This window comes from Methylobacterium oryzae (assembly GCF_021398735.1).
In the GTDB taxonomy this organism is placed as follows: domain Bacteria; phylum Pseudomonadota; class Alphaproteobacteria; order Rhizobiales; family Beijerinckiaceae; genus Methylobacterium.
Map to the genome: position 1 here is coordinate 2,240,143 of NZ_CP090349.1, position 24,690 is coordinate 2,264,832.

Consider the following 24,690-nt stretch of genomic DNA (forward strand, 5'->3'; position numbering starts at 1 on the left):
TCAAGAAAAGTAATTTTTGGTCTCAGCTATCCATTTTCGGCTCAATCCCACATCATCGCGTAGGAAAATTATTTCATTATTTTTCAATTGCCATCGAATGTTCGGCCCTACGTGACAAAGATTCTAAATCTAGCCGTAATAGCCCCCAGTTTCGGAAACAGTGCTGTGCTCATTTGCCAATGGAGCTTCGAAATAACCGACTGAGCGGTCCGCAACGATTGTGTGGCCGAGAGAAATTCGACTCCTGATCGAGCGCCACCCTCCTTTCAACATTATAGAGGGTGTGGTTGTAGACATCGACCACATCTCGGGATCCCGAGATGTGGTCGAGCAAAGCATCGACACCGTGAGGCAGCACGCCCCGCTCGTTCATGCCGGTGGACACCGTCCGCCGCAGATCGTTCAACCGCCACTCCGTGACGCCAGACCGCTTGTTTGTCGCGGCCTTCGCGTTCAAGAATCCCGAGAACCTGGCGGCGCCCCCACCGAACAGGAGCGGCCAGCCAGCACTGGGCTGGACCTTTGCGAGCAGGTCGAGGCGCGGGACAGTGGCACGTCGAGCAGCAGACTATTCTTGGTCCGCTGGCCCGGTAGTCGCCAGATGCCGCTCGCCAAATCAAGCTCGGCCCGCGTCATGCCCGCCACCTCCTCGCGGCGCTGACCGGTCCGCGTTCGCGAGCGGACGATGCGGCCGAAGTCGTCATCCCGACAAGCCTTCAACGCAACCTTGATCTCGTCGGGCGCGAGCAACCCGGCAGCGCTTCTCCTCCTGGGCCGTCTCGATCGTGCCGACTACTGGGTTGGGCTCGGCCCTGCCGTTCCCGATCAGCCACCCAAAGATGGCTGAGAGCGTGGCCCGCGCCCTTTTCGCCGCGTCCGGCTCGTTCTCCTTCAAGATCACCCCGAGGCGCTCGGCGACTGTCGCCCGGCTCACAGCGTGAAGCGACTCGCGCAGCTTCCCGGTGGCTGCTCGGTCTTCGATCCGAACGTCACGGTGGCCCGCGCCTCGGCGAAATGCTCCTCGTCAGGCGAATCCGACCCGAGCTTGGCCAGCGCCGGCCGCTCGCTCGCCGCTCGCCAGGCATCGGTCGAGCAGCACGACCCGGCCGAGGGTGTCCCGCTTGGTCTGACCGATCGCGTTGCGGTATTGGACGATCCGCTGCCGCGAGCCGCCCGCGCCGACGCGCAGGCCGAAGCCAGGGAAATCGAACACGATCAAGCGTTCTATTCCGACCGAGAGTTCGCGGCGGCAGCGGTCTGATCGGCGAGGCGCATTCCGGCACACAGGCGGAGCGATTTCAACAGTGCCCAGCGTTGGACAATCGGCGGGTCCATTGATTTCGAGAGCGCGCTCGAGCTGTCGGCGACGCCGGCAAGCAGAACATGCGTGTCTCGGCGCCCGGAGCGTCGTCCTCTTACGCAGCGGGTCCGAAGTTCGAACCCCAGCGCGCCCACCGAGCCTTCGAGGACCATGGCCGAACCGCTCGGCAGCGTACTCCGCCAACCTTTCTTGCCTTCGGCGCGTCCTACGAAGGTGCGGCGCGTTTTCCGATCTCGACGTGGGGGCGCCGTCCCGGTTAGCTGGTGTGACACGGATCGGAGGGTCAGGAGGGAGCTGTGACAGGAGTTCGGCTGCGCGTGTCCGCCCCAAGGTGTCGTGCCCGCGCCGGTCGCGTCGGCGTAACGCCCTGCATGTCCGGCGGAGAGCGGGATCGGGAGGGGACATGACGTCCACCGCTCTCGCCGTGATGATGGCCGGCGTGCTGGGGGCCTTCTGCACGATCGTGTTCGCGGTCGACTGGGTACCGGGCTCCGTCGTTGGATTGCCGAACCTGCCGAGCCGGCGGGTGATCGGCCTGTGGGTCTACAACGGCGTTCTCTGCCTCGCCCTGGCCGCTTGGTTGGTGTGCACGTATTTCTGCACCGTCGACGGCTACGACGACATTCCCGCGGTGCGCGACAGCTACTGCAGGCCGCACGCGACCGTGGGCGCGTGACCGGCGCTTCTCCGGGCTCGGCGGGGTGCCGTGGCCCGCACGGGGGCCACGCTGAAAGTCGGGTCCGCGGCAGCGCGGTACGGGTCGGGGCATGATCATCCACTCGCCGCGCGGCATGCCGACGGTGCTGGATCGGCCGGTGACGTCCGGCCGGAATGCCCGGCGCGGATCTGTTAGCTGAGCTTGTCGTCGGGCTCCGTGGGCTCCACGCTCGTGCCCAGCGCACCGCCCGCGGGCGGATCGGTCCGACCGCGCTGGTCCCGGCCCGAGACTCCGTCCGTCTCGCCCGCCCGCTGCCCATGCGGGTGCAGCGCGTGACGGTTGGCGCGGGCCATCTCCTTGTGGGTCGGGATGGACCGCCACGGCGCGGAAGCGGTCCCCAGGCGAAGCGTTGAAGGGGACCGCGTGAGGAACACCGCGAGCAGGACCCACGGAATGACGAACACGGCGAACGCGGTGAGGCCCATGGCGATCCTCCGGAGAATTCAGCAGTAACGGTGGAAACTCCGGCGACTCAGTACTGATCCCGCAAACCTCACTTTAATCGATACTGCACCGCAGCGCGTTCTCCGGCGCGCAAGACGCGGAACACGATCGACCGGCCAGACCGTCGGACCACTGCCGGCAACCCGGCGCGTGACGCGTGCGCGCGGCACGCCTTCGTCCTCCGAGCCCTGTGCCGGCCGCGGTGGGTGACCTCAGCCCGGCGGCCGCGTTCGGACCGTCGCGAATTCCTCGCGCAGATAGGGCGCCGTGCGGCCGGCCGCGGCCGCGGCGACGATCTCGGGCCGGCCGGCGGCCACGACGGTGCCGCCCTGGTCGCCGCCGCCGGGGCCCATGTCGATCACGTGGTCGGCCCGGGCGACGACGCGCATGTCGTGCTCGGCCATGACGACGGTGTTGCCCGCGTCGACCAGACCGTTGAGCTGGACCATGAGGCGGTCGACGTCGGTCGGGTGCAGGCCGGTCGTCGGCTCGTCGAGGACGTAGAGCGTGCCGCCGCGCTGCCCGCGCTGCAGCTCGGTGGCGAGCTTGATGCGCTGGGCCTCTCCACCGGAGAGTTCGGTCGCCGGCTGGCCGAGCCGCAGGTAGCCGAGGCCGAGATCGCGCAGCACGGTGAGCGGCCGCAGCACGGACGGCTCGTCCGCGAAGGCCGCGCAGGCCCGGTCGACGGTCAGCGCGAGCACGTCCGCGATGCTCAGCCCGTTCCACGTCACCGCCAGCGTCTCCGGCGCGTAGCGCATGCCGTGGCAGGTCGGGCAGGGGGCGTAGACGCTCGGCATGAAGAGCAACTCGACGCTGACGAAGCCCTCGCCCTCGCAGGCCGGGCAGCGCCCCTTGGCCACATTGAAGGAGAAGCGGCCCGCATCGTAGCGGCGCCGCCGAGCCTCCGGGGTCGCGGCGAACAGCTTGCGGACGGCGTCGAACAGGCCCGTGTAGGTGGCGAGGTTCGAGCGCGGCGTGCGCCCGATGGGCTTCTGGTCGACCTGCACCAGGCGCCCGATCCCGTCCATGCCGCCGGCGATGCGGCCCTCCGACGGGCCCGGCACCTCGTCCAGGGGATCGTCCGGCTCGTCCTCGGTCTTCACCGGCCGGCCGAGACGCTCGCCGACCAGCTCGAGCAGGGCCTGACTGACCAAGCTCGACTTCCCGGAGCCCGAGACGCCGGTCACGGTGGTGAGACACCCGATCGGGAAGGGGACCGAGACGCCCTTCAGGTTGTTGCGAACGATGCCTTCGAGGCGCAGCCACCCCGCGGGCTCCCGCGACGGCCGCGGGGGCGCCTCCACCAGCCCGAACAGGTAGAGCCGCGTCCGGGACGCCGCGACGTCACGCAGGCCCTCCGGCGGCCCGCTATAGAGGATCGTGCCGCCGTTCTCGCCCGCTTCCGGCCCGACGTCGACCAGCCAGTCGGCGCGGCGCATGGTGCCGATGTCGTGCTCGACGACGAAGAGCGAATTGCCCGCGGCGAGCAGCCCGGCCAGCGCGTCGTGCATGGCATCCCCGTCGGCGGGGTGCAGACCGGCCGTGGGCTCGTCGAGCACGTAGACGACGCCGAACAGCTGCGAGCGCAGCTGGGTCGCGATGCGGAGGCGCTGCAGCTCACCCGACGACAGGGTCGTGGTGACACGGTCCAGCGAGAGGTAGCCCAGGCCCAGATCCGCGAGCGTCCCGATGCGCGCGATGAGGTCCGAGGCCAGGCGCTGGGCGGCGAGGCGCTTCTCGATCGACAGGTTCGGCGTGACGCGCACGTCCGGCGCGCCCGCATGGGCCGAGCCACCGGACGCGGCACGCTCGGCGCGGTCCTTCCGGCCCACCGCGCGGTCGAGGGTGGCGGGTGCGGCGTCGGCCTCGGGCTGCCGGTCCTCGGCCGCCGGCCTCAGGGCCTCGGCGAGCGCCGAGAGCGGCATGCGCGAGAGCGCGCCGATATCCAGCCCGGCGAACGTGACCGAAAGCGCCTCGGGCTTCAGCCGCTTGCCGTGGCAGGCCGGGCAATCCTCGCTCACGAGGTAGCGCGCGGCGCGGCGGCGCATCAGCGCGCTCTGCGAGTTGGTGAAGGTGCCGAGCACGTGGCGGCGGACGCTGGTGAAGGTGCCCATGTAACTCGGCTCCAGGCCGCGGCGGCGGGCGAGCTGCGTCTGCTCCGGGGTGAGGCCGGCATAGACCGGCTCCTGCGGCTGCTCGTCCGTGAAAAGGATCCAGTCCCGGAGCCTCCGGGGCAGCGCTTTCCAGGGCGTGTCGACGTCGACGCCCCGGCTGACAAGGATGTCCCGCAGGTTCTGGCCGCCCCAGGCCTGCGGCCAGGCCGCGACGGCCCGCTCGCGGATCGTAAGGGACGGGTCCGGCACCATCGAGGCTTCCGTCGCCTGGTAGACCCGCCCGAGGCCGCCGCAGGACGGGCAGGCGCCCTGCGGCGTGTTGGGCGAGAAATCCTCGGCGTAGAGCATCGGCTGGCCGGGCGGGTAGGTGCCGGCGCGCGAGTACATCAGGCGCACGAGGCTCGACAGGGTCGTGACGCTGCCGACCGACGAGCGCGCGCTCGGCGTGCCGCGCTGCTGCTGGAGCGCGACAGCGGGCGGGAGGCCCTCGATCGCGTCGACGTCGGGGACGCCGACCTGGTCGATCATCCGCCGCGCGTAGGGCGCGACCGATTCGAAGTAGCGGCGCTGCGCCTCCGCGTAGAGGGTGCCGAAGGCCAGCGAGGACTTGCCGGATCCGGAGACGCCCGTGAACACAACGAGCGCGTCGCGCGGCATCTCCACGTCGATGTCGCGCAGGTTGTGCTCCCGCGCGCCCCGGACCGTGACGTAGCCCGTCCGCCCCGCACCCGCCCGCGCGATCGTCGTGTCGCGCCGGGGTTTCGCTTGGTCCATGAGCAGCCTTCTCGGAGGAGGCCGGCGCCCCCGGCGGATCGTGAAATCGGGAGACCGGAGACCGGCGCGGGCGACGGGGCCGTCACCGCGCGGGCCGCCGTGGCGACCCGTATACCGTCCGGCCCACAAACCGAAACCGGACCGCGCCGGGAACGCGTCAGACCGCTGGCTTCGCGGCGGAGCGACCGGGATAGCTCGGTCGCAGGCGAGGACCGTCGCCGCAGCACCACCGGACCGGATCAGGTCACGGGCCTTCTCCTCGCTCATGGCGACCGGCGGCCCGAGACGTGGGGTGCGGTCGACGGCCTGGCGATTTTCCGAAGGCGGGCGCAGAACGTGTGGGCGCCCCGTCGAGGAACCGAGCATGGTCAACGAGCACGTCGCGATCCGGACCGAGGACGGCGTATGCGGGACGCACGTCGTCGCGCCGGACGGCGCGGGGCCCTGGCCGGCCGTGATCCTGTACATGGATGCCGGCGGTATCCGACCGGCCCTCGTCGACATGGCGCGGCGGCTCGCGACCGGCGGCTATCTCGTTCTGTTACCGGACCTCTTCTACCGCTACGGGCCCTATGGCCCCTTCGTCCCCGCGGACGTGTTCAAAGGCGATTTCCGAGCGATCCTCGGCCCGCTGATGGCGACGACGGACAATCTCAAGGCCGCGACCGATACAGCGGCGCTCCTCGCCTATCTCGACACGCGCGACGACGTCGCGGGGCGCGCGGTCGGGGCGGTGGGCTTCTGCATGGGCGGCCGCATGGCCATCACGGCGGCCGGCACGTATCCGGACCGGTTCGCCGCCGTCGCCAGCTTCCACGGCGGCAATCTCGCGACCGAGGAACCCGCGAGCCCGCATCGTCTGGCACCCGCGCTGAGGGCCGAGGTGTATATCGCGGCAGCCGAGAACGACGGAAGCTACCCGTCCGCGATGGCCGAGCGGCTGGAGACGGCGCTGTCGCGAGCCGGTGTCCGGTATGCAGCGGAGACCTATCCCGCCGCGCACGGCTGGATGATGCCGGATTTCCCCGTCCACGATCGCGTAGGCGCGGAGCGCGGCTGGGCGGCGATGAGCGCCCTGTTCGACCGCACCCTGCGCAGCACGGGCTGAGCGCGGCTGCGTCGCTAAGCGGCCACCGGCAGCCGCAGCACGTCGTCCATCGTGATCGGCCGGCCGGCCTCGCGGCAGAGGTGGAGCAGGGTGGACTGGCGGAACCGCAGGTCGCCGGTCACCTCCTCGCCGAGCCAAGCGGGCTTGCTGAAGGACTGATCGGCCCGCGCGAGCTCGACCTCGGCCAGGACCATCCCGGCCAGCGAACCCTGGAAGACGTCGACCTCCCAGGTCAGCCCGTCGTGCGGCACGCAGTAGCGGATCTTTTCGATCACGTTGCCGGTGCACACCTGATCGACCATGGCGGCGCCGTCGGCATGCGGGATCTCGTACTCGAACTCCGCGCGGGCGATGCCTTCGCGGGCGCCCTTGACCGTTAGCCAGGCACGCTCGCCGTCGAGCCGCACCCGGACCTTCCCGCGCGCGAAATGACCGACCAAGCCGTCCTTCAGGTGCCGAATGGATGTGGCCGCGTCGCGCCAGCCCGCGCCTGCCACGAGGAACTTCCGCTCGATCTCTAACCGCATCCACGCGTCCATTGCTTCGGCCGGACGCCTCGTAGCCCATCGGGGCCGCCGAGTCAGGCGTACTGGATCATCCGGTGCGGACGCACGGGAACGGGACTCGGCCTCGACGCAGATGTGCCGCTCACCGTTGCGGCAGAACGATCGTCAGCCTCTCGGATCGCCGTCGATCCGGCGACGTCGTGCCCGGGCGCGAACCGTGCCGTCGGCGTGACCGAGTCGATGATCGTGGGAGCGTGAAGAACAAGCGGCGGCGCCGCGAACGATGCGCCTGCAAAGGAACGCGAGCGTTCCTGCACAATATGTTCTCATCGCTGTCTAAATCGGTACCAATGCTGCAGTGCATTGTGAATTCATGACGGTAAAATTCCGGACGCGTCGTCTTCCCGCCGGAAAGCGTCGCAGGAAGGCAAGCCCGTGAGGGGCCCGCCGGTAGCTTTTCATTGTCATTGATAAAAGGCTCTCTCGGCTCAGGGCAACAAATGACGACTGGAAAGTGCAATAGATCGCAGAGTTCGTAACCACATGGCTCGTATTACCTTAGCGGGCGCGAGCTAGATCTTCGGCTGGAGCTGCGCGAGGGCCTCAGGACCCAGTGTCAGAACCACTGGCCGTTCCAGCGCTACGATGTCGGCGCGGTGAACGACCTGCTCTTGCCAGTCTTCGTCGCGGGGTTATACTACAAGACCTTCATGTGGCCCCGGAAATTCTGGGACGAGGTCTACGAGCCGTTCATCCGCGGCGCGGCCGGTCTCGGCAAGGCGCCGACCGAGGCCGATCCGGAGCGCTACGCCAACCGCCACTCCCACTGCGACGTCCTGATCGTCGGCGCCGGGCCGGCCGGCCTCGCGGCCGCGCTGGCGGCGGCGAGGACCGGCAAGCGGGTCATCCTCGCCGATGAGGGCGCGGAGCCCGGCGGCAGCCTTCTGCACGACGTGACCTCCGAGATCGACGGCCGCCCGGCCGCGGAGTGGCTGAAGACCGCCCTCGCCGACCTCGACGGGCGGGAGAACGTCATCCTGCTGCCGCGCACGACGAACTTCGGCTACTGCAACCACAACCACCTCGCGCTGGCCGAGCGGATCACCGACCACCTGCCCGCCGGGTCCGCGCAGACGCCGCGCGAGCGGCTCTGGCAGGTGCACTCCGGCGAGGTCGCGCTCGCCGGCGGCTCGCACGAGCGGCCGCTGGTCTTCGCCGACAACGACCGTCCGGGCATCCTGCTCGCCGAGAGCGTGCGGGTCTTCATCAACCGCTACGGCGTCCTGCCGGGACGGCGCGTCGTGTTCGCGACCGCCGGCGCCTCGGCCTACGTGGCGGCCCTCGACGCCAAGCGGGCCGGGGCCGACGTGACCGTGGTCGACCTGCGTCTCGAGGCCGATTGCGGGACCGAGCCGGCGCGGTCCCCGCTCGTCGGCGGCCAGTTTTCCCCCTCGACCGCCCGATCAACACCCTGTCGGGCGACGAGACTCGGTGGATCGCCCGCCTCGGTCCCGACGAGTGGCTGATCGACGCGCCCGAGACCGATGCCGACATCCTGGCCGCCGCCGTGAGCACCGACCTCGCCGGCCGGACGCACGCCCTCGTGGACGTGTCGCACCGCAATGTCGGGATCGACGTCCGCGGGGACGCGGCCGCGATCGCCCTCAACGCCGGCTGCCCCCTCGACCTCGGCGACGCCGCCTTCCCGGCGGGCAGCGCCACCCGCACGCTCCTCGGCAAGGCCGAGATCGTGCTGATCCGTCGCCCCGGCCCGGTCCCGACATACCGGGTTGAGTGCTGGCGGTCCTTCGCGACCTGCGTGTATGGCTTGCTGCAGGAAGCCGCCTTCGGGGCCGGCCCGCTGGAGAGAGCCGCCGCGCGATGATCAGCGCCTTCGATCTGTTCAAGATCGGGATCGGCCCGTCGAGTTCCCACACGATCGGGCCCATGGTGGCCGCGCGCCGCTTCCGCGACCGCGTCTCCGGCCGGGCCGGCGTCGCGCGGGTGTCCGCGGAGATCTTCGGCTCCCTCGCCTGGACCGGGCGCGGCCACGGCACCGACCTGGCGATCTTCCTCGGCCTGCTCGGCCACGAGCCCGCGACCGTCGATCCGGACGCCGTGACGGGCTACACGCGAACCCTGGCCGAGACCGGCGCCATCGGCCTGCCGGGCGTCGCCTTCGACACGACGAAGGACCTTGTCTTCAACTTCGCCGAGGTCCTGCCCCGCCACACCAACGGCATGCGCTTCCGCGCCCTGAACGCCGACGGCGCCGTGCTGGACGAGGTGGTCTGCTACTCGGTCGGCGGCGGCTTCGTCGAGGAGGAGGGGGCGGGGGAGACCGGCGGCCTCGGCGCCGTCGCGGTGCCCCACCCGTTCGAGAGCGGTGCCGACCTGCTGCGGATCTGCGCCGAGACCGGCCTCACCATCCCGCAGGTCCAGATGGCCAACGAGCGCGCCCTGCGCACCGAGGCGGAGATCGAGGCCGGGCTCGACGCCGTCCGCGACGCCATGCTGGCCTGCATCAGTCGTGGCCTGCGCATGGACGGCGAGCTGCCCGGCGGCCTCAGGGTCCGGCGGCGCGCGAAGCGCCTGCACGAGACCCTCGAGGCGAACCGCCTCACGAACAGCCGGCCGGCCCACGAGATCATGGACTGGATCAGCCTGTTCGCCCTGGCGGTGAACGAGGAGAACGCGTCCGGCGGCCGGATCGTCACGGCGCCGACCAACGGCGCGGCCGGGATCGTGCCGGCGGTGCTGCGCTACATCGTCGACTTCTATCCCGGCTGGAGCGAGGCGCGCGGCCGCGACTACCTCCTCGCCGCCGCGGCGATCGGCGGCCTGATCAAGCGCCGGGCCTCGATCTCGGGCGCCGAGGTCGGCTGCCAGGGCGAGGTCGGCTCCGCGGCCGCCATGGCGGCGGCCGGGCTCGCGTCCGTCCTCGGGGGCGACGCGCGGCAGGTCGCCAACGCCGCCGAGATCGCCATGGAGCACCATCTGGGCATGACCTGCGACCCGATCGGGGGGCTCGTCCAGATCCCCTGCATCGAGCGCAACGCCTTCGGTGCCAACAAGGCGGTGGCGGCCGCATCCCTCGCCCTCCACGGCGACGGGGTGCATTTCGTCAGCCTCGATCAGGTCATCGAGACGATGCGCCAGACCGGCCACGATATGCAGGCCAAGTACAAGGAAACCTCCCTCGGCGGCCTCGCGGTCAACGTGGCCGCCTGCTGAGCGCGACGTCCCGCGCGGCCTCGCAGGGGACCGTGTCAGGCCGCCTGCGACGCCCCCGGCAGCGCGAACGGCTCCGGCGCGTGACCCTCCGCGCGGAGCGCGGCCAGCAGGTCGTCGGGCGCGAGGTTGAGGGTGCGCGTGCTCACCAGGGGATGGACGTTGATCCGCGCCTCCGCGAGCAGGCTGTCCTGGACGAAGATCCGCACGCTGCCCGGCGCGGCGTTGAGGGCGGCGAGCGGCGACACCGCGCCGCTCGCGACGCCGAGCTGCGCGCCGAGCGCCTCGGCACTGGCGAAGGACAGGCCGCCCCGCGCGCCGAGGACGGCCCGGAACGCCTTCAGGTCCACCTGGGCGTCGTGACGGAGCGTGACGAGGAAGTGCGTCTTCTTGCCGTCGCGCAGGAACAGGTTCTTGGTGTGCGCGCCGACGATGTCGCCGCAGGCCGCCATCATCGCCTCGACGGTCAGGACCGGCGCGTGCTCGTAGAGCTTGTAGGCGACCCCGAGCGCGCGCAGCCGGGCCAGGAGATCGTCGGAGTTCAAAGGCATCGGGTTCCTCATCGCGGTTCGGAGGCCGGCGGCGCGAGGACGCCGATCCGGCGCAGGTGAGCCAGGATCTCGCGCGCGGCCGCGTCGGGCTCGGGCCGCACGAGCAGGCGCCCGCCGACGGACGCCGCCTCGCCGGTCGCAGCCCTCAGCCGCTCCGCCGCCGAGCCGCCGGACGGCGCACCTTTCACGAGTTTCGGCCGGCGGCGATAGGGGCGTTCCTCGAAGACCGGGACGGGGGCGGCGGCCGCGGCCGGGTCGCCCGCGACGGTCTCGATCACGCCGCGCCGCGCCTGCCCGTAGGCGAAGGGGAGCGGCGCGGGCGCGTCGGGATGGATCGTGGCCAGGACCGGGCCGCGCAGGGTCACGCGGCGGCGCGCGCCGCGGCCGAGGGTCTGGTCGAGGGACAATGCGCCCGCGTCGCCGGCCGCGAGGGCGACGACGTCGGGGATCAGGAGGCCGTCGAGGGCCTCCGCGACCGCGTAGGGAACCATCCCGGTCTCGTCGCCCCCCTGGCCGCGCCGGCCCGCGAGGATCAGGCCGGGCGCCATCCCCGCGAGGCGGGCGGAGAGGGCCGGCACCGGATCTGCCCCCGCCGGCACGCGGACGTGGACGATCCGGGACAGGCCGTGGCCCAGCGCGTCCGCGACGGCGGCCGCGGCCGGCCCGGCATGGAGGCCCACGGCCTCGCCGAGGCCCGTCGCGAGACGGATCGCCTGGGCCTCCAGCCGCGGCAGGGCCGTCGCGCCCGAGACCGGATGCCGTCCCGCGGAGAGGAGCACGACGCTGGTCAGGGGCTGCCCACCGGGCACGCGGCTTCCTCGGCCAGGAGCCGCAGCAGGGCGGGCATGACCGGCTGCGCGTCCTGCACGATGGCGAGGCCCGCCCGCTCGATCATCGCCGCGTGCAGGTCGGTGTTGACTGCCACGACGTGCTCGCAGCCCGCGACACCCTGCAGGTGCTGCGGCGCGCCCGAGATACCGAGGGCGAGGTAGCAGGTCGCCGCCAGGATGGTGCTGGAGGCGCCGACCTGGGTTCGGCGCGGCATCTGCCCGAAATCGCACAGGACCCGGCTCGCGCCCGGGGTTGCGCGGAGCGCCGCGACGAGCTGCCGGAACGCGTCGAGGTCGGTCACCCCGTTCCCCGCGGCGGTGACGAACGCGGCGAGCGCGAGCGGCACCGTGGCCGGATCGGCCGGGACGTGCCGCACCGAGAGGACCGCCGTCCGGGCGGGCGCGAGCCCCGCCATCGCGACCGCCAGCGGCCGCGCTTCCCGGGGCGGGCCGGCATACTCGGCCACCGCGTCGGAGGCGACGGTGGCGAGGAGACCCGGCGCGGCCCTCTGCTCAACGCTGCGGCCGCGCGCCGGGCGGATCAGCCCGGAGGCGGAGACAACCTCGGCCTGGGTGAACAGCGGCGCGCCGAGCCGGACCGCGACCCTTCGGGCCAGGTCGCCGCCGTCGATGGATTCTGGGAACAGGACGTGCCGCGGATCGAGCGCCGTCAGGGCCGCGGCGATCTGGGCGGCCCGGCCGGCGGGATCGTAGGCGCTATCGTGGAAGGCCCGCACGGCGCCGTCGTCGTCCCGGACGATCGCCACCGAGGTCTTGCCGATGTCGACGACCATGACGTCGCCGGCCTCCGGCACGTCGGGCTCGACGCCGACGTAGATCCAGTGGCGGCCGAAGATGACCGCCATGTCGGCCTTGAAGACTTCGGGGCTCAGGTAGAACTCGGCCGGCAGGCTGTAGCCGCGACGGCGCTCGCACCAGAGACGCTGCAGAGGGGTCGGCGTCACGTCGAGCATGGGACCTCCGGAGCCATTCAGGCCCCGAAACTATCGTCGCCGGACCGGCCGCCCGCTGCCACGCCAGCGACACTCGCTTGGTCAACGGCGACGTGGCGTGGACCGGCCCGCGCCGGGGGCCGGGGCGCCGCTACTCGGCGGCCGACCGCGTGACGGTCTCCGCCCCGTCGTCCACGCCGAAGCGCGCGATGCTGTCCTCCAGCCGCAGCGCGGCGTTGATCAGGGCCATGTGGGAGAAGCCCTGCGGCGTGTTCCCGCGCTGTGCCCCGGTGGCCGGGTCGATCTCCTCGGCGAGCAGCCCGACATCGTTGCACCGGGCGATCAGGCGCTCGAATGCGGCCCTGGCCTCGCTGGTCCGCCCGTCGAGGGCGAGGCAGCCGACCCGCCAGAACGCGCAAGCCGTGAACGTGCCCTCGTCGCCCTCCAGCCCGTCCTCCATGCGGTAGCGGTAGATCAGGTCGCCGACGCCCAGTTCGCGCTCGACCGCCGCCAGGGTCTCGCGCATGCGCGGCTCCCGAGGGTCGAGAGCCCCGAACAGGGCGACGCGCAGGACCGCGGCGTCGAGGTGGTGCGAATCGTAGGCGCCGACATAGGCCCGCTTCTCGGCGTTCCAGCCCTTCTCCAGGTATTCCGACCGGATCTCGGCGGCGATCCGCTCCCACTCGGCGATCCTCGCCTCGGGCACGCCCGCGATGTTGCGGGCGATCCGGGCCGCGTCCCGCAGCGCGACCCAGATCATCGCCTTGGTGTGGACCTGCTGGCGCGGCCCGCTGCGCAGCTCCCAGATGCCGTTATCCGCGTCGTGGCGGTGGCGGATGGCCCGGGCGGTGAGGTTGTCCAGCACCTCCGGCAGCCGATCGTTGACCTTCTCGGGCGGGTCGTAATCGACCGCCTCGAGGAAGACGCACAGCGCCCGGATCAGCTCGCCGTAGATGTCGTGCTGGTCCTGGCACTCGGCGATGTTGCCGATCATCACCGGCCCCACGCCGTTCCAGCCGGCGAGGTGGCTCAAGGCCTCCTCCGGCGGCATGTCGCCGGCGATGCCGTACATGAGCCGCGTCTCCCGCCCGAAGGTGCCGTCGCGCTCGCGCAGGAAGCGCAGGAACTCGGACGCCTCGCGGACGTAGCCCAGCATCACGAAGGCGGTGACCGTGAAGGCGGCGTCCCGCATCCAGGTGAAGCGGTAATCGTAGTTGCGGTTGCCCGGGACCGCCTCGGGCAGGCCGGCCGTGGCCGCCGCGACGATCCCGCCCGAGGGTGAGTAGGTCAGCAGCTTCAGGCACAGGGCGGACCGCATCACCGCGTCCCGGTAGGCGCCGCGATAGGTGCTCCGGGCGCACCAGCGGCGCCAGTAATCGGCGGTCGACTCCAGCCGCCTTTGGGCGCCGGCGAAATCCTCGATGCAGGCCTCGTCCTGATCCTCGCCGTGGGTCAGGACGAGGTAGGCGGTCTCGCCCTCCGCGAGGTCGAAGCGGACCTCGGCCGCGTCGCCCGCGAGGGTCGGGCACGCGTGCGCGTTGACCCGCACGCGCCAGTCACCGGCCTCGAACAGGACCGACCCGCCCTCGACCAGCGGGGTGCAGGGGCGGCGGGCGTAGTCGAAGGTCGGGCGGATCCGGAACACGCCCGAGACCCGGCCCTGCTCGCAGGTCAGCAGCCGGATCAGGCGGCTCTCGCTCTCGCCGTCCGGCCCCTCGTCGGGCTCCGGGCTCGGCGGGTTGACGGGCATCAGGTCGACGAGGCGCGCCCGGCCGGTCTCCGTGGTGAAGGTCGTCTCCAGGATGTTGGTGTCGGGCAGGTAGCGGCGCGCGCTCCCGGTCGGGCCGTCGAGGGCGAGGCTGCACGATCCGCCCTTCTCGTCGTCGAGGAGCTTCACGAACAGCGCCGGCGAATCGTGGCGCGGCCAGCACAGCCAGTCGATGGAGCCGTCCCGGGCGATCAGCGCGCAGGAATGGGTGTCACCGATGAGGGCGTAATCGCTGATGGGCTTCGACACGGGGCTTCCGGATGGCGGCACCCGGTCCGCCGGGCAGGACAGAGTCCTGAGGTAGCCGGGCGGCGCCGGGCGGGGAGTCCCGATCGACGATTCGCCGCACGGCCGCGCGCGATCGCTCCCGGTCGGTCAGGCCCCGGGCCGCGGCAGCATGCGGTCGCTGATGATCCGCCGCTGGATCTCGCTCGTGCCCTCGAAGATCGTCGTCAGCCGCGCGTCGCGCCAGTAGCGCTCGACCCGGCGCTCGGTGGTGTAGCCGTTGCCGCCGTGGAGCTGCATCGCTTGGTTGGTGACCCGAACCGCCATCTCGGTGGCCAAGAGCTTCACCATCGCCGACTCGCTCTCGGCGGCCTCGCCCTGGTCGAGGAGGTGGGCGACCTGATGCCAGAAGGCCCGCGCCTGCGCGACCTCGGCGGCCATGTCGGCCAGCGCGAAGCGCAGCGCCTGGAAGTCGCCGATCGGGTGTCCGAACTGGACGCGCTCCTGCAGGTAGCTCTGGCAATCCTCGACCGCCGCGCGTGCGACGCCGACGGCCCGGGCCGCCGTGTGCACCCGGGCGATGTTGAGGCCGCGCTGGACGGCGGCGAACCCTCCGGAATCCGCGTCCGCCCCCTGGTCGCCGTAGAGCCCGGTGAGCCGGTCGCTCTCGGGCACGCACACGTCCTCCAGGCTCAGCTCGAAGGTCTGGAAGCCGTGATAGCCGATCTTGTCGATCACCCGGCCGGTCACGCCGGGCGGGAAGCTGTCGCGCTCCTTGAGCACGAGGAACGGCTCGAGGCCGGCCGAGCGCGACTCGCCCGGCTCCGGGTCGCGGGTCCGGGCCAGAACCTCGATGAAGTCGGCGCCCTTGGCGAATCCCGCCCAGCGCTTGGTCCCGGTGATCCGCCACCGGTCGCCGTCGCGCACCGCGCGGGTCTGCACGCCGGCGAGGTCGGACCCGGCATCGGGTTCCGACAGCGAGATCGAGCCGATCCACTGCCCCCGGGCCGAGCGCCGGATCAGCTCCGCCCGGCGCTCCGCGTCGAGGGTCTGGGTGCCGAGGCCCTGACCGCGGGCCAGGATGCTGCCCACCGAGAGCCAGGCCCGGGCCAACTCCTCCGAGACGAGGCAGTACTCGAACACGCCGAGCCCGAGGCCGCCGTGCTCCGCCGGGATCGTGATCCCGAACCAGCCCTTCTCGGCCATGGCGTCGATGAGCGACCGCGGCATCTCGGCCTTGTGACGGTCGAGCTCGTCGGCGAGCGGCAGGACGGTGTCGCGGGCGAAGGCCCGGGCCTCGTCCTGCAACGCCGCCCGCGCCTCGGTGCGCCAGGGCGAGGCGAGTTCCGGCGGCTTCGGCGCGATCAGGTCCTTCCGATCCTCGGTTCCGGTCATCGTTCCCCCCTGTGATGTGACGCCGTGTGGCAACTCAGTTCAGGTCCGTGCGGGAAACACGCGCTTACAAAATGGTTCCGTGCCCCATCTTCGATTAATCGGCGGACGGGGTCATAATAGCTTGATGATGCAGGCCGAACCGCAGACCGACTCCTTCGCGATGAGCGCACCCGCAACACCCCACATCCTCGTCGTCGAGGACGATCGGGAGATCTCGGCGCTGATCGCGCGCTACCTGCGCGGCAACGATTGCCGCGTCACGCTGGCTGGCGACGGCGCCGACATGGACCGGGTCCTGGCGGAAGCGCGGATCGACCTCATCGTGCTCGACCTGATGCTTCCCGGCGAGGACGGGTTGAGCCTGTGCAGGCGCCTGCGCGGCACCTCGCAGATCCCGATCCTGATCCTGACCGCGAAATCCGAGGACGTGGACCGGATCCTCGGCCTCGAACTCGGCGCCGACGACTACCTCGCCAAGCCGTTCAACCCGCGGGAGCTGCTCGCCCGCATCCGCGCCATCCTGCGCCGGGTCGCCGCCGAGGCGCCGGACGCCGACGAGCGGCGGCGGCTGCACTTCTCAGGCTGGACCCTCGACGTCTCCCTGCGGCAGGTCCTGTCGCCAGAGGGTGCGCGGATCTCGATCACCGGCGCGGAGTTCGACCTCCTCCACGCCCTGTGCCTCCGGCCGGGGCGGGTGCTGTCGCGGGACCAGCTCCTCGACCTCACCCAGGGCCGGGCCGCGGGCCCGTTCGAGCGGAGCATCGACGTGCTGATCTCCCGGATCCGCCAGAAGATCGAGCGCGACACCCGCAACCCGGAATTCATCCGCACGATCCGCTCCGGGGGCTACCTGTTCACGCCGGAGGTCACGCGGTCATGAGCGGGCTGGAGCGGCTCCGCGCGCGGCTGCGTCCGAAGACCATCGCGGGCCAGATCGCGCTCCTCGTGGTCGCCGGCATCGCCGTGGCGCACGTGGTCGCCACCGCGGCGTTCCTGATGCTGCACGAGTCGCAGAATCCCGACACGCTGCCGGGCGTGGCCGCGAGCCGCCTCGGCGTTCTGGTGAGACTCATGGACGCCGCCGACCCGGCGGCGCGACCGGCGCTGCTGGCGAGCGGCCGCAGCCTGCCGCTGATCCAAGTCGAGCCCTGGGACGGGACGGTGCCGCCGGGGGCGAAGCCGGCCCCCGACCTGCCGGTGATCCGCAAGCTGCGCTACGGCGCCGGCCGGCCGGTGACGATCACCGATCTCGCCGCGGCCGACCCGGCGCGCGACAAGTCGGACGGCCGCCTCCATATCGGCATCGTCACGCCGGCGGGTGTGCGGGTCCAGGCGACGCTGCCGAACGATCCTCTGCGGGGACCCCGCCAGGGGGCGCTGATCTTCACCGTGGTGTTCCTGGCGCTGACGCTGGCGCTGCTCTGCGTCTGGGCCACGCGCGCCCTCACGGCGCCGCTGAAGCGGCTCGCCGGCGCGGCGGAAGCCTTCGGCGCCCGCGACGACCACGTGGCGCTGCCGGAGGCGGGGCCGCGCGAGGTGCTCGCCGTGTCCCGGGCGCTGGACCGGATGCGGTCGCGCGTCCGTCGCCTGATCGACGACCGGACGCAGATGCTGGCGGCGATCAGCCACGACCTGCGCACGCCGATCACCCGGCTGCGCCTGCGCGCCGAGTTCATCGAGGACGAGAACGCCCGGGCCTCGACCCTGCGCGACCTCGACCAGATGAACGGCCTCGTCGAGGCGGCGCTCTCCTTCGTGCGCGACGGCCAGATCCGCGACGCGAACAGCCACAGCCTCGTGGATCTCGCCTCGGTGGTGCAGACGGTCTGCGACGACTTCTCGGATTTCGGCGCCCCGGTCAGCGTCAGCCGCAGCCGGCACGTCCTGGTCCAGGGCCGGCCCGAGGAACTCCAGCGGGCGGTGACGAACCTCGTGGACAACGCCGTGAAGTACGGCGGCCGGGCCGACGTGCAGATGGAGGCCTCCGAGCGCGGCGTCCGGGTCTGCATCCTGGACAACGGCCCGGGGATCCCGGAGGCGGAGCGCGAGGCGATGCTCCAGCCCTTCGTGCGCGGCGACCGGGCGCGCAATCTCAACGAGGCCAGCGGCTTCGGCCTCGGCCTCTCGATCGTGCAGGCCATCGTCGAGGCCCATAACGGGCGCCTGCGGCTGGAGAACCGCCCCGAGGGCGGGCTCTGCGCGGCGATCGAGCTGCCCCTGGCCGCCCAGGCCTTCGCGGGGCGCGCGGCGCAGAAGCCCGCGCCGCTCCCGGCCGAGGCGGCCTGAGGCCGCCTCGAGTCCCGTCCGCTTCTACGCCGCCCGCACGTTGCGGAGGAACTGCGCCACCTCGGCGCGGAGCTGCTCCGAGCGCGTCGCCAGCGAGTCGGACGCCTGCGCGACCGAGTCCGCGGCCTCGCCGGCATCGCCAGCGACCCGCGCGACCTCGGCGATCTCCAGGGTCATCGTGCCGGTGCCGGCCGACGCCTGCCCCATGCTGCGCACGATGTCCTGCGTGGTGACGCCCTGCTGGTCCACCGCGGCGGCGATGCTGGTCGACACCTGGTTCATCGCCTCGATCTGGGCGGTGATGCCCTGGATCGCCCCGGCCGCGTCGCCCGTGACCGTCTGGATCGAGGCGACCTGACGGCTGATCTCCTCGGTGGCGCGGGTGGTCTGCGCGGCGAGTTCCTTGACCTCGGCGGCGACCACCGCGAAGCCGCGGCCCGCCTCGCCGGCGCGGGCGGCCTCGATCGTGGCGTTGAGCGCCAGCAGGTTCGTCTGCCCGGCGATGGTCGAGACCATGCCGACCACGTCGCCGATGCGCGTCGCGGCGGCGGCGAGGTCGGTCATGGTCTGCTCGGCCCGGCGGGCCTCGCCGACGGCGGTGGCGGACATGCCGGCGGCCTGCTCGACCTGCCGGCCGATCTCCTGGACGGTCGCGCCGAGTTCCTCGGCCGCGGCCGCCACGGTGTTGACGTTGTCGGAGGTCTGCTGCGCAGCCCCGGCGACGCTGGTCGAGCGCTCGGAGGTGCTGGAGACCGCGGCGCGCATCGTGTCCGAGGCGCCCTGAAGCTCCGTGACGGCGCCGGTCAGGCCCTCGACGATGCCGCCGACCGAGTGCTCGAAGCCGTCGGCCAGCTGCTTGAGCATGGCGCGCCGGCTCTGCTCCTCGCGCAGGCGCGCGGCCTCGGTGGTCTGGAGCTGCTGGGCGGCCTCCTCCAGCGACATGTCGCGGATCGTGACCACGGCGCGGGCGATGTCGCCGATCTCGTCCCGCCGCGCGCTGCCCGGCACGTCGGTCAGCGCCTGGCGATCGGCGAGGGCCTTGAGGGCGCGGGTGAGGGCACCGAGCGGCGCCACGATCGACCGGGCGAGCAGCAGGCCGAGCAGCGCCGTTCCGGCGAGCACGAACAGGCCGGTCAGGATCAGCGTGCGCGACAGGGCCTGGACCGCGTCGATCGCCTCGGCCTGGGTCTGCTCCGCCACCACCGTCCAGGGCGCGCCCAGGACGGTCACCGGCGAGGCGGCCGCCATGTGGGTGCCGTTCTCCGCCGCGAAGTCGACGGGACCGCCGGCCTTGACCCGGTCGGCGGCGAGGCCGATCCCGGCGAGGCCCGCGCCGGCACGCACGCCGGGGTTCAACGGCGGGTTGCTGCGCAGCAGGCCGTCCGCGCCGACCGCCAGGATCTGGCCCGTGTCGCCGAGACCGGTCCGCTTCGACAGCGTCTGGTCGAACAGGGCCGGCGTGACCCGCATGACGATGAAGCCGATCCGCTCGGCGGCCTGCGCGGTGCCCATGGCGACGTTGGCACGCTTGGTCATGGCGCGGCCGAGGAAGGCGGCCGGGACCCCGTCCACCGGGTAGGCGGCGAAATCCTCGTACAGGACCGCGCCCGGGTCGGCGGATTTCAGGCGTTCGACGAGGCGCGTGAGCGCCGTCCCCGCCAAGCCGTCCTCCGTGACCGCTTTGCCGAAATCGGCGCCCTTCGTCGTGGTGTAGTCGATCCGGCCGTTGTCATCGATGAACATCAGGTCGGCGTAGCCCGGCTGGGCGACGAGCTTGCGCGCCACCTCCTGAACCTTGACGTGCCGGCGGGCATACATCGACGACATGCCGCTGCCGTCGAGGGCGACCCGCGCCTCGGCGGTCTGCGGCGCGCGGAACGCCGCGATGACGCTCTCGGTGTCGGGCTTCGCCGGGTCGAGGTTCTCGAGCAGGTCGGGGAAGTTCGAGACGATCTGCGGGTGGGCCGCCACCGCCAGGAAGTCGGCCTGCGCCCGATCCGCCACCAGCTCGATCGCGTCCCGGCGCGCCGCCGCGGCGAGTTCGAGGCGCTCGTGGGCGGCGGTCATCAGACCCGCCCGCGCCGAGTACCAGCTGAATCCGCCCATGGCGGTGGCGCTCAGGAGCGCCAGGCCGACGGTCGTCGCGGGAAGGCGCGTGCTCAGCCGCGATAGCGAGATCATGATGCCCCTGTACTCTTTGGAAGATTGGTTTGACGTGAACCAATCGCCCAATCCTTATAAAAATCTCGTAAACACCGATACACCGCTCAAAACTTGAGCACACGCGGAACATACAACTTAAAGAACAGTCTAGGCACCATGATTCCAAGTTGTGAATGGTCGAGAGCCCGTTCCGGCAAGATTTCGCCGCGCGGGTCGTCACGGACGCCCGCGCGGCGTTGAGGGATGCGCGGCATCCGGCGAAGTTTCGGCCAGCCCGTTTCGGGCAGCCCGTCCTCCCGCGGCCGCCCCGGACACACCGTCACGGATCTTGCTGACCGATCCCGTCTCGCGGTCGGCGTCATCGGCCGGTTATGAGTCCGGGTGGTAGAGCGGCCGCGGAGAACGGTCGCTTCGTGACGGCGATGGAGGTGGGATGAGCGGCGAAGACCAGCCGGACCGGGCGCGCAGCATCGCGCTGATCGGGGCCCCGATCGAGGTCGGGACCAGCGAGGCCGGCGCCCTCATGGGCCCGGCGGCCCTGCGCACGGCCGGGCTGGTGCGGGCGCTCGCCGAACTCGGCCACGCGATCGCGGATCGCGGCGACGTCGCCCCGGACGGACCCGCCGGGACGCGCGGGCTGGACGGTGTCGCCGCCTGGACGCGGGCCCTGTCCCGCGCCGTGGAGGACGCCCTCGACGCGGGGGCGCTGCCGCTGACCGCCGGCGGCGATCACAGCCTGTCCCTGGGCTCCGTCGACGGGGTGATGCGGCACTGCGCGCGGCGCGGCCAGCCCGTCTTCGTCCTCTGGCTCGACGCCCACGCCGACTTCAACACGCCGGCGACCTCGCCCTCCGGCAACGTCCACGGCATGCCGCTCGCCGCCCTGTGCGGCGAGCCGGGCTTCCCGCCGCTCTTCGCCGAGCCGGCGCCGGCGCCCCTGCCGCCCGCCGACGTCCACCTGTTCGGCCTCCGGTCGATCGATGCCGGCGAGCGCGCCCTCGTGACGGCGCGCCGGGTCGGCGTCACCGACATGCGCACGATCGACGAGTTCGGCGTCGTGGCGCCCCTGCGGCAGGTGCTCGACCGCGTCGCCGCGCGGGGCGCGCATCTCCATGTCAGCCTCGACATCGACTTCCTCGATCCGTCGATCGCCCCGGCCGTGGGCACCACCGTTCCGGGCGGCGCCACCTTCCGGGAGGCCCATCTGATCATGGAGATGCTCCACGATTCCGGTCTGGTCCGCTCCCTCGACGTGGTGGAGCTCAACCCCTTCCTCGACGAGCGCGGCCGCAGCGCCCGGGTGCTGGTCGAGCTGGTGGCCAGCCTGTTCGGCCGGCGCATCCTCGACCGGCCGACCCTGCCGATCGAGGCCGTTCCGGCAGAGCCGGCCGGGCGCGCCTGATGCACGGCACTCTCGCGCCCTCATCCGCGCCCGAGATGACCGCGCCCGCGCGCCAGCGCTCGGACGGGCGCGTCCAGCTGCGTGTCGGACTGGCCCGTCCGGGCGGCGGGACGCGCATCCTGGATCTGGCAGAAGCCGGGCCGTCGCGGCTGCGCTTCCCCCGGGGCACCGGCGCGCCGGAGGCGGTCCTCGTCAACACGGCGGGCGGCGTCGCCTGCGGCGACACCTTCGCCATCGACCTCACGCTCGAACCGGGGGCCGAGCTGGTTCTGACCACGACGGCGGCCGAGAAGATCTATCGCTCTGACGGCCCCGTGAGCCGCATCGTCAACACGCTGAATCTGGGGGAGGGGGCCGGCCTCGCCTGGTTGCCGCAGGAGACGATCCTGTTCGATCGGGCCCGGGTGCGGCGGCGCTTCGTGGCCGATCTCGCCGAGGGGGCCGCGCTGCTCGCCGTGGAGGTCGTGGCGTTCGGCCGCGCCGCCCGGGGCGAGCGGATCGGCGACGGGCTGTTCGCGGATTCCTGGCGGATCCGCCGGGGCGGGCGCCTCGCCTACGCCGACGACCTCCTGCTGGAGGGGCCGATCAGCGACCACCTCGCTCGCCCGGCCATCGGCGGCGGCGCCCGCGCCTGCGCGACGATCCTCGACCTCTCCGCCGGGGCGGAGGCGCGCCTCGAGGAGGCGCGGACCCGGCTGGCCGAGGCCGCGTCGCCCGGGACGACGGCGGCGGCGAGCGCCTGGAACGGCCATCTGGCGGTCCGCGCGCTGGGCGACGCGGTCGGGCCCCTGCGCGGGCTCGTCGCCCGCTTCCTCGCGGGCTACCGCGGCCTGCCGATGCCGCGGGTCTGGCAGAGCTGACGCGGTCCGCGCGATCCGGGCCTCGGGGCCGTTGCCTGCGACCGCCGACCTCTGCTAGAGACGCGCACCCGGAGCTGTCCGCCAAGCTCCGGACGGGACGGCAGCGCCGTTCGGGAAGGCCTCGTGGCGGAGTGGTTACGCAGAGGACTGCAAATCCTTGCACCCCGGTTCGATTCCGGGCGAGGCCTCCATCCTTCCCAGACAGATTGTGCCGGCCGTGACGGGCCGGTGCGCGCCCGTCAGGCGCCGTGGACCTCCACCATGAAGGTCTCGATCGCCCGCTGCAGGCTGTGGGTCCCGGCATTGACCCGGGCGGCGCTGCCGCGCACCTGCCCGGCCTGCGCCTCGTTGGACGCGGCCGCGGCCTGAACGCCCGCTACGCTCTCGGAGACCTGTCGGGCCTCCGCGGCCGCGCCGAAGATCGCCCGCGCGATCTCCTGGCTGGCCTGCCCCTGCTGGTCGGTGGCGTCCGCGACCTCGGAGGCGATCAGGCTCATCCGGGCGATGGTCTCGCCGATCGTGCCGATGGCGCCGACCGTGCGCCCGGCGGCCCCCTGGATCGCCCCGACCTGCCCGGTGATGCGGTCGGTGGCGAGCGCCGTCTGGCCGGCCAGCGCCTTCACCTCCGCGGCGACCACCGCGAATCCCCGCCCCGCGGCGCCCGCGCGGGCCGCCTCGATCGTGGCGTTGAGCGCGAGGAGGTTCGTCTGCTCGGCCACCTCGCGGATCAGAGTGACCACGGCGCCGATCTCCTCGGCCGCCTGCGAGAGGCTCATCACCGTCTCCTTGAGCCCCTGCGTGTCGGAGAGGGCCGAGGTGGCGATCGCGCTGGTGTGACGGACCCGCGCCTCGATCTCCCGCGCCGAGGCCGAGAGCTCCTCGGCCGCGCTGGCGATGCTGTCGACGAGGCCCGCGCTCTGCTGCGACGCTCCGGCGACGACGGCCGACTCGGCCGCCATCGCGCCCGCGTTGCCCGAGAGCGTGTCGGCCGCCGCCTGCATCGCCTCGGCCGAGTCGGCGAGATCGGTGACGGCGCGGTGCGTCTCGGCCTCGAAGGTGCGCGTGGCCGCGGCCAGGGCCTCCGCCCGGCTGCGGTCGCGGTCGCGCCGCGCCTGCGCCTCGGCGTCGAGGTCGCGCTTCTCGATCATCGCCGTCTGGAACGCCGCGATGGCGGCGGCCATCTCGCCGATCTCGTCGCGGCGGTGCGTGAACGGGATCGCGCGGCCGAGATTGTTGGCGGCGAGCGCCGTCATCCCCTCTTTGAGCCGATGCAGCGGCCGCCGCACTTGGCTCACGATGATCCAGATCGCCGCGAGGAGGCCGAACGCCAGCGCCGCGGCCGGCACGGCCACCAGGGTGATCCGCGCCCGACGGCGGTCGGCCGCGTCCGCGGCGCGACGGGCGTTCAGGCGGTTCAGCACCTCCCGTCCGAGAATGCCGATCTCGGCCACCATGCGCTCGCGGTTCTTCACGGTCGCCTCGTCGGTCGCCTGGATCAGCGCGGCCCTGGGCGAGACCGTGAGGCCGAGTTCGGCCGTATCGGTCTGGTAGGCGACGAATTCCTTGACGAAGAGGTCGAACCGCCGCCGACGGTCGGCGGGGAGTTGATCCTCCATGGCCTCGAGGAAGGGCACCCGCACCTGCTCCACGGTGGCGAGGGCGTCGTGGAGCGCCGACAACCGTGTGCGCGCCTCCGTCGTGTCTTCCGCGGTGTAGAGGGCCGTGGCCTGCACGACCGCGTGCTCGATCGCCTGCCCCAGGGCGCCCGCCTGAAGGCCGGCGTTCCAGATCCGGTCGGTGGCGGCCGCCCGCTCCTGCTCCCAGTTCGATTGTCGAACCGCGAAGGCAGCGATGCCGATCGCCACCAGGGCCAGCAGCCCGATAACCGCGGAGAGCTTCAGGCCGAGTGAGATGCGCATGGCGACGAGCCGCTTCTGGCCGGAGATTCGTGTGACCGCAGCTATATCGAAGCAAATCTTTTTGAACAGGTAAATATAGCCGGCAAAAACATTTATCTTATACTCCGAAGCTCCGAGATTTT

General features: G+C 71.9%; 20 protein-coding genes, 1 tRNA gene and 1 pseudogene. 11 read left to right on the top strand and 11 right to left on the bottom strand.

Going from position 1 to position 24,690, the window contains the following annotated elements:
• Window positions 1-169: 169 nt before the first annotated feature.
• Window positions 170-406, bottom strand: coding sequence for a hypothetical protein (locus tag LXM90_RS10770; RefSeq protein WP_128083307.1), 237 nt, complete (start codon window positions 404-406; stop codon window positions 170-172).
• Window positions 407-937: 531 nt separating this feature from the next.
• Between LXM90_RS10770 and LXM90_RS10775 the strand changes: the two genes are divergently transcribed.
• Together LXM90_RS10775 and LXM90_RS10780 are read left to right on the top strand one after the other, a co-directional pair.
• On the top strand, window positions 938-1,261 hold the full coding sequence (locus tag LXM90_RS10775) for a hypothetical protein (protein WP_128083306.1): 324 nt from the start codon (window positions 938-940) through the stop codon (window positions 1,259-1,261).
• A 463-nt stretch (window positions 1,262-1,724) separates the two neighbouring features.
• Window positions 1,725-1,997, top strand: coding sequence for a hypothetical protein (locus tag LXM90_RS10780; RefSeq protein ID WP_020092139.1), 273 nt, complete (start codon window positions 1,725-1,727; stop codon window positions 1,995-1,997).
• 173 nt (window positions 1,998-2,170) lie between these two features.
• On the opposite strand, the gene LXM90_RS10785 is transcribed toward LXM90_RS10780, so the two are convergent.
• Window positions 2,171-2,464: a hypothetical protein gene (locus tag LXM90_RS10785; protein ID WP_020092140.1), complete on the bottom strand. Its 294-nt coding sequence runs from the start codon at window positions 2,462-2,464 to the stop codon at window positions 2,171-2,173.
• Window positions 2,465-2,695: 231 nt separating this feature from the next.
• Window positions 2,696-5,371, bottom strand: a complete 2,676-nt coding sequence (locus LXM90_RS10790) for an excinuclease ABC subunit UvrA (protein ID WP_234082722.1) — start codon at window positions 5,369-5,371, stop codon at window positions 2,696-2,698.
• A 364-nt stretch (window positions 5,372-5,735) separates the two neighbouring features.
• Between LXM90_RS10790 and LXM90_RS10795 the strand changes: the two genes are divergently transcribed.
• A complete protein-coding gene (locus tag LXM90_RS10795) occupies window positions 5,736-6,479 on the top strand; it encodes a dienelactone hydrolase family protein (RefSeq protein ID WP_020092142.1) in 744 nt (247 codons plus the stop codon).
• A gap of 14 nt (window positions 6,480-6,493) precedes the next feature.
• Here the strand turns inward: LXM90_RS10795 and LXM90_RS10800 are convergent, their stop codons facing one another.
• Window positions 6,494-7,006: a CYTH domain-containing protein gene (locus LXM90_RS10800; RefSeq protein WP_026604773.1), complete on the bottom strand. Its 513-nt coding sequence runs from the start codon at window positions 7,004-7,006 to the stop codon at window positions 6,494-6,496.
• A 563-nt stretch (window positions 7,007-7,569) separates the two neighbouring features.
• Here LXM90_RS10800 and LXM90_RS10805 point away from each other — a divergent pair.
• The 3 genes and pseudogenes from LXM90_RS10805 to LXM90_RS10815 all read left to right on the top strand — a co-directional run.
• Window positions 7,570-8,406 (top strand): annotated as a pseudogene (locus LXM90_RS10805) (FAD-dependent oxidoreductase); the annotation flags it as partial.
• Window positions 8,385-8,870 (top strand): sarcosine oxidase subunit gamma, encoded by a 486-nt coding sequence (locus LXM90_RS10810; protein WP_234082725.1) that lies wholly within the window; start codon window positions 8,385-8,387, stop codon window positions 8,868-8,870. The pseudogene LXM90_RS10805 and the gene LXM90_RS10810, both read left to right, overlap by 22 nt.
• Window positions 8,867-10,219 (top strand): L-serine ammonia-lyase, encoded by a 1,353-nt coding sequence (locus LXM90_RS10815; RefSeq protein WP_020092146.1) that lies wholly within the window; start codon window positions 8,867-8,869, stop codon window positions 10,217-10,219. Before LXM90_RS10810 ends, LXM90_RS10815 begins: the two co-directional genes overlap by 4 nt.
• Window positions 10,220-10,254: 35 nt before the next feature.
• On the opposite strand, the gene LXM90_RS10820 is transcribed toward LXM90_RS10815, so the two are convergent.
• From LXM90_RS10820 to LXM90_RS10840, 5 genes are all read right to left on the bottom strand, one after another.
• A complete protein-coding gene (locus tag LXM90_RS10820; protein WP_026604774.1) occupies window positions 10,255-10,767 on the bottom strand; it encodes a prolyl-tRNA synthetase associated domain-containing protein in 513 nt (170 codons plus the stop codon).
• 8 nt (window positions 10,768-10,775) lie between these two features.
• Window positions 10,776-11,558 carry an electron transfer flavoprotein subunit beta gene (locus LXM90_RS10825; RefSeq protein ID WP_042671677.1) on the bottom strand — a complete coding sequence of 261 codons (783 nt, stop codon included), beginning with the start codon at window positions 11,556-11,558 and terminating at the stop codon, window positions 10,776-10,778.
• Entirely contained in the window at window positions 11,555-12,571 is a 1,017-nt protein-coding gene (locus LXM90_RS10830; protein WP_081636455.1) for an FAD-binding protein, read from the bottom strand. The genes LXM90_RS10825 and LXM90_RS10830 overlap by 4 nt, the downstream gene beginning before the upstream one ends.
• Before the next feature lie 130 nt (window positions 12,572-12,701).
• Complete coding sequence (locus LXM90_RS10835) at window positions 12,702-14,567, bottom strand: glycoside hydrolase family 15 protein (protein ID WP_234082727.1); 1,866 nt, start codon at window positions 14,565-14,567, stop codon at window positions 12,702-12,704.
• A gap of 126 nt (window positions 14,568-14,693) precedes the next feature.
• The gene (locus tag LXM90_RS10840) at window positions 14,694-15,938 is read right to left on the bottom strand and encodes an acyl-CoA dehydrogenase family protein (protein WP_234082729.1); all 1,245 of its coding nucleotides are present in this window, start codon (window positions 15,936-15,938) and stop codon (window positions 14,694-14,696) included.
• A gap of 124 nt (window positions 15,939-16,062) precedes the next feature.
• Here LXM90_RS10840 and LXM90_RS10845 point away from each other — a divergent pair, with 124 nt between their 5' ends.
• Together LXM90_RS10845 and LXM90_RS10850 are read left to right on the top strand one after the other, a co-directional pair.
• Complete coding sequence (locus LXM90_RS10845) at window positions 16,063-16,818, top strand: response regulator (protein WP_020092151.1); 756 nt, start codon at window positions 16,063-16,065, stop codon at window positions 16,816-16,818.
• On the top strand, window positions 16,815-18,224 hold the full coding sequence (locus LXM90_RS10850) for an ATP-binding protein (protein ID WP_020092152.1): 1,410 nt from the start codon (window positions 16,815-16,817) through the stop codon (window positions 18,222-18,224). Before LXM90_RS10845 ends, LXM90_RS10850 begins: the two co-directional genes overlap by 4 nt.
• Before the next feature lie 24 nt (window positions 18,225-18,248).
• Here LXM90_RS10850 and LXM90_RS10855 read toward each other — a convergent pair whose 3' ends face one another.
• Window positions 18,249-20,405: a methyl-accepting chemotaxis protein gene (locus LXM90_RS10855; protein ID WP_234082732.1), complete on the bottom strand. Its 2,157-nt coding sequence runs from the start codon at window positions 20,403-20,405 to the stop codon at window positions 18,249-18,251.
• Window positions 20,406-20,820: 415 nt separating this feature from the next.
• On the opposite strand from LXM90_RS10855, the gene rocF reads away from it, so the two are divergent.
• The 3 genes from rocF to LXM90_RS10870 all read left to right on the top strand — a co-directional run bounded on the left by rocF (window position 20,821) and on the right by LXM90_RS10870 (window position 22,840).
• Window positions 20,821-21,789, top strand: coding sequence for an arginase (rocF, locus tag LXM90_RS10860; RefSeq protein ID WP_020092154.1), 969 nt, complete (start codon window positions 20,821-20,823; stop codon window positions 21,787-21,789).
• Window positions 21,789-22,649: an urease accessory protein UreD gene (locus tag LXM90_RS10865; protein ID WP_042671671.1), complete on the top strand. Its 861-nt coding sequence runs from the start codon at window positions 21,789-21,791 to the stop codon at window positions 22,647-22,649. Before rocF ends, LXM90_RS10865 begins: the two co-directional genes overlap by 1 nt.
• A 117-nt stretch (window positions 22,650-22,766) precedes the next feature.
• Window positions 22,767-22,840: transfer RNA gene (locus LXM90_RS10870), tRNA-Cys, on the top strand.
• Window positions 22,841-22,888: 48 nt separating this feature from the next.
• On the opposite strand, the gene LXM90_RS10875 is transcribed toward LXM90_RS10870, so the two are convergent.
• A complete protein-coding gene (locus tag LXM90_RS10875; RefSeq protein WP_020092156.1) occupies window positions 22,889-24,568 on the bottom strand; it encodes a methyl-accepting chemotaxis protein in 1,680 nt (559 codons plus the stop codon).
• Window positions 24,569-24,690 lie beyond the last annotated feature (122 nt).

Excerpts from the sequence above, each read along its gene's own strand:
- LXM90_RS10780 (WP_020092139.1), top strand. The coding sequence starts at position 1,725 with ATGACGTCCACCGCTCTCGCCGTGATGATGGCCGGCGTGCTGGGGGCC.
- LXM90_RS10785 (WP_020092140.1), bottom strand. The coding sequence starts at position 2,464 with ATGGGCCTCACCGCGTTCGCCGTGTTCGTCATTCCGTGGGTCCTGCTC.
- LXM90_RS10790 (WP_234082722.1), bottom strand. The coding sequence starts at position 5,371 with ATGGACCAAGCGAAACCCCGGCGCGACACGACGATCGCGCGGGCGGGT.
- LXM90_RS10795 (WP_020092142.1), top strand. The coding sequence starts at position 5,736 with ATGGTCAACGAGCACGTCGCGATCCGGACCGAGGACGGCGTATGCGGG.
- LXM90_RS10800 (WP_026604773.1), bottom strand. The coding sequence starts at position 7,006 with ATGCGGTTAGAGATCGAGCGGAAGTTCCTCGTGGCAGGCGCGGGCTGG.
- LXM90_RS10815 (WP_020092146.1), top strand. The coding sequence starts at position 8,867 with ATGATCAGCGCCTTCGATCTGTTCAAGATCGGGATCGGCCCGTCGAGT.
- LXM90_RS10820 (WP_026604774.1), bottom strand. The coding sequence starts at position 10,767 with ATGCCTTTGAACTCCGACGATCTCCTGGCCCGGCTGCGCGCGCTCGGG.
- LXM90_RS10830 (WP_081636455.1), bottom strand. The coding sequence starts at position 12,571 with ATGCTCGACGTGACGCCGACCCCTCTGCAGCGTCTCTGGTGCGAGCGC.
- LXM90_RS10840 (WP_234082729.1), bottom strand. The coding sequence starts at position 15,938 with ATGACCGGAACCGAGGATCGGAAGGACCTGATCGCGCCGAAGCCGCCG.
- LXM90_RS10845 (WP_020092151.1), top strand. The coding sequence starts at position 16,063 with ATGATGCAGGCCGAACCGCAGACCGACTCCTTCGCGATGAGCGCACCC.
- LXM90_RS10850 (WP_020092152.1), top strand. The coding sequence starts at position 16,815 with ATGAGCGGGCTGGAGCGGCTCCGCGCGCGGCTGCGTCCGAAGACCATC.
- LXM90_RS10855 (WP_234082732.1), bottom strand. The coding sequence starts at position 20,405 with ATGATCTCGCTATCGCGGCTGAGCACGCGCCTTCCCGCGACGACCGTC.
- rocF (WP_020092154.1), top strand. The coding sequence starts at position 20,821 with ATGAGCGGCGAAGACCAGCCGGACCGGGCGCGCAGCATCGCGCTGATC.
- LXM90_RS10865 (WP_042671671.1), top strand. The coding sequence starts at position 21,789 with ATGCACGGCACTCTCGCGCCCTCATCCGCGCCCGAGATGACCGCGCCC.
- LXM90_RS10875 (WP_020092156.1), bottom strand. The coding sequence starts at position 24,568 with ATGCGCATCTCACTCGGCCTGAAGCTCTCCGCGGTTATCGGGCTGCTG.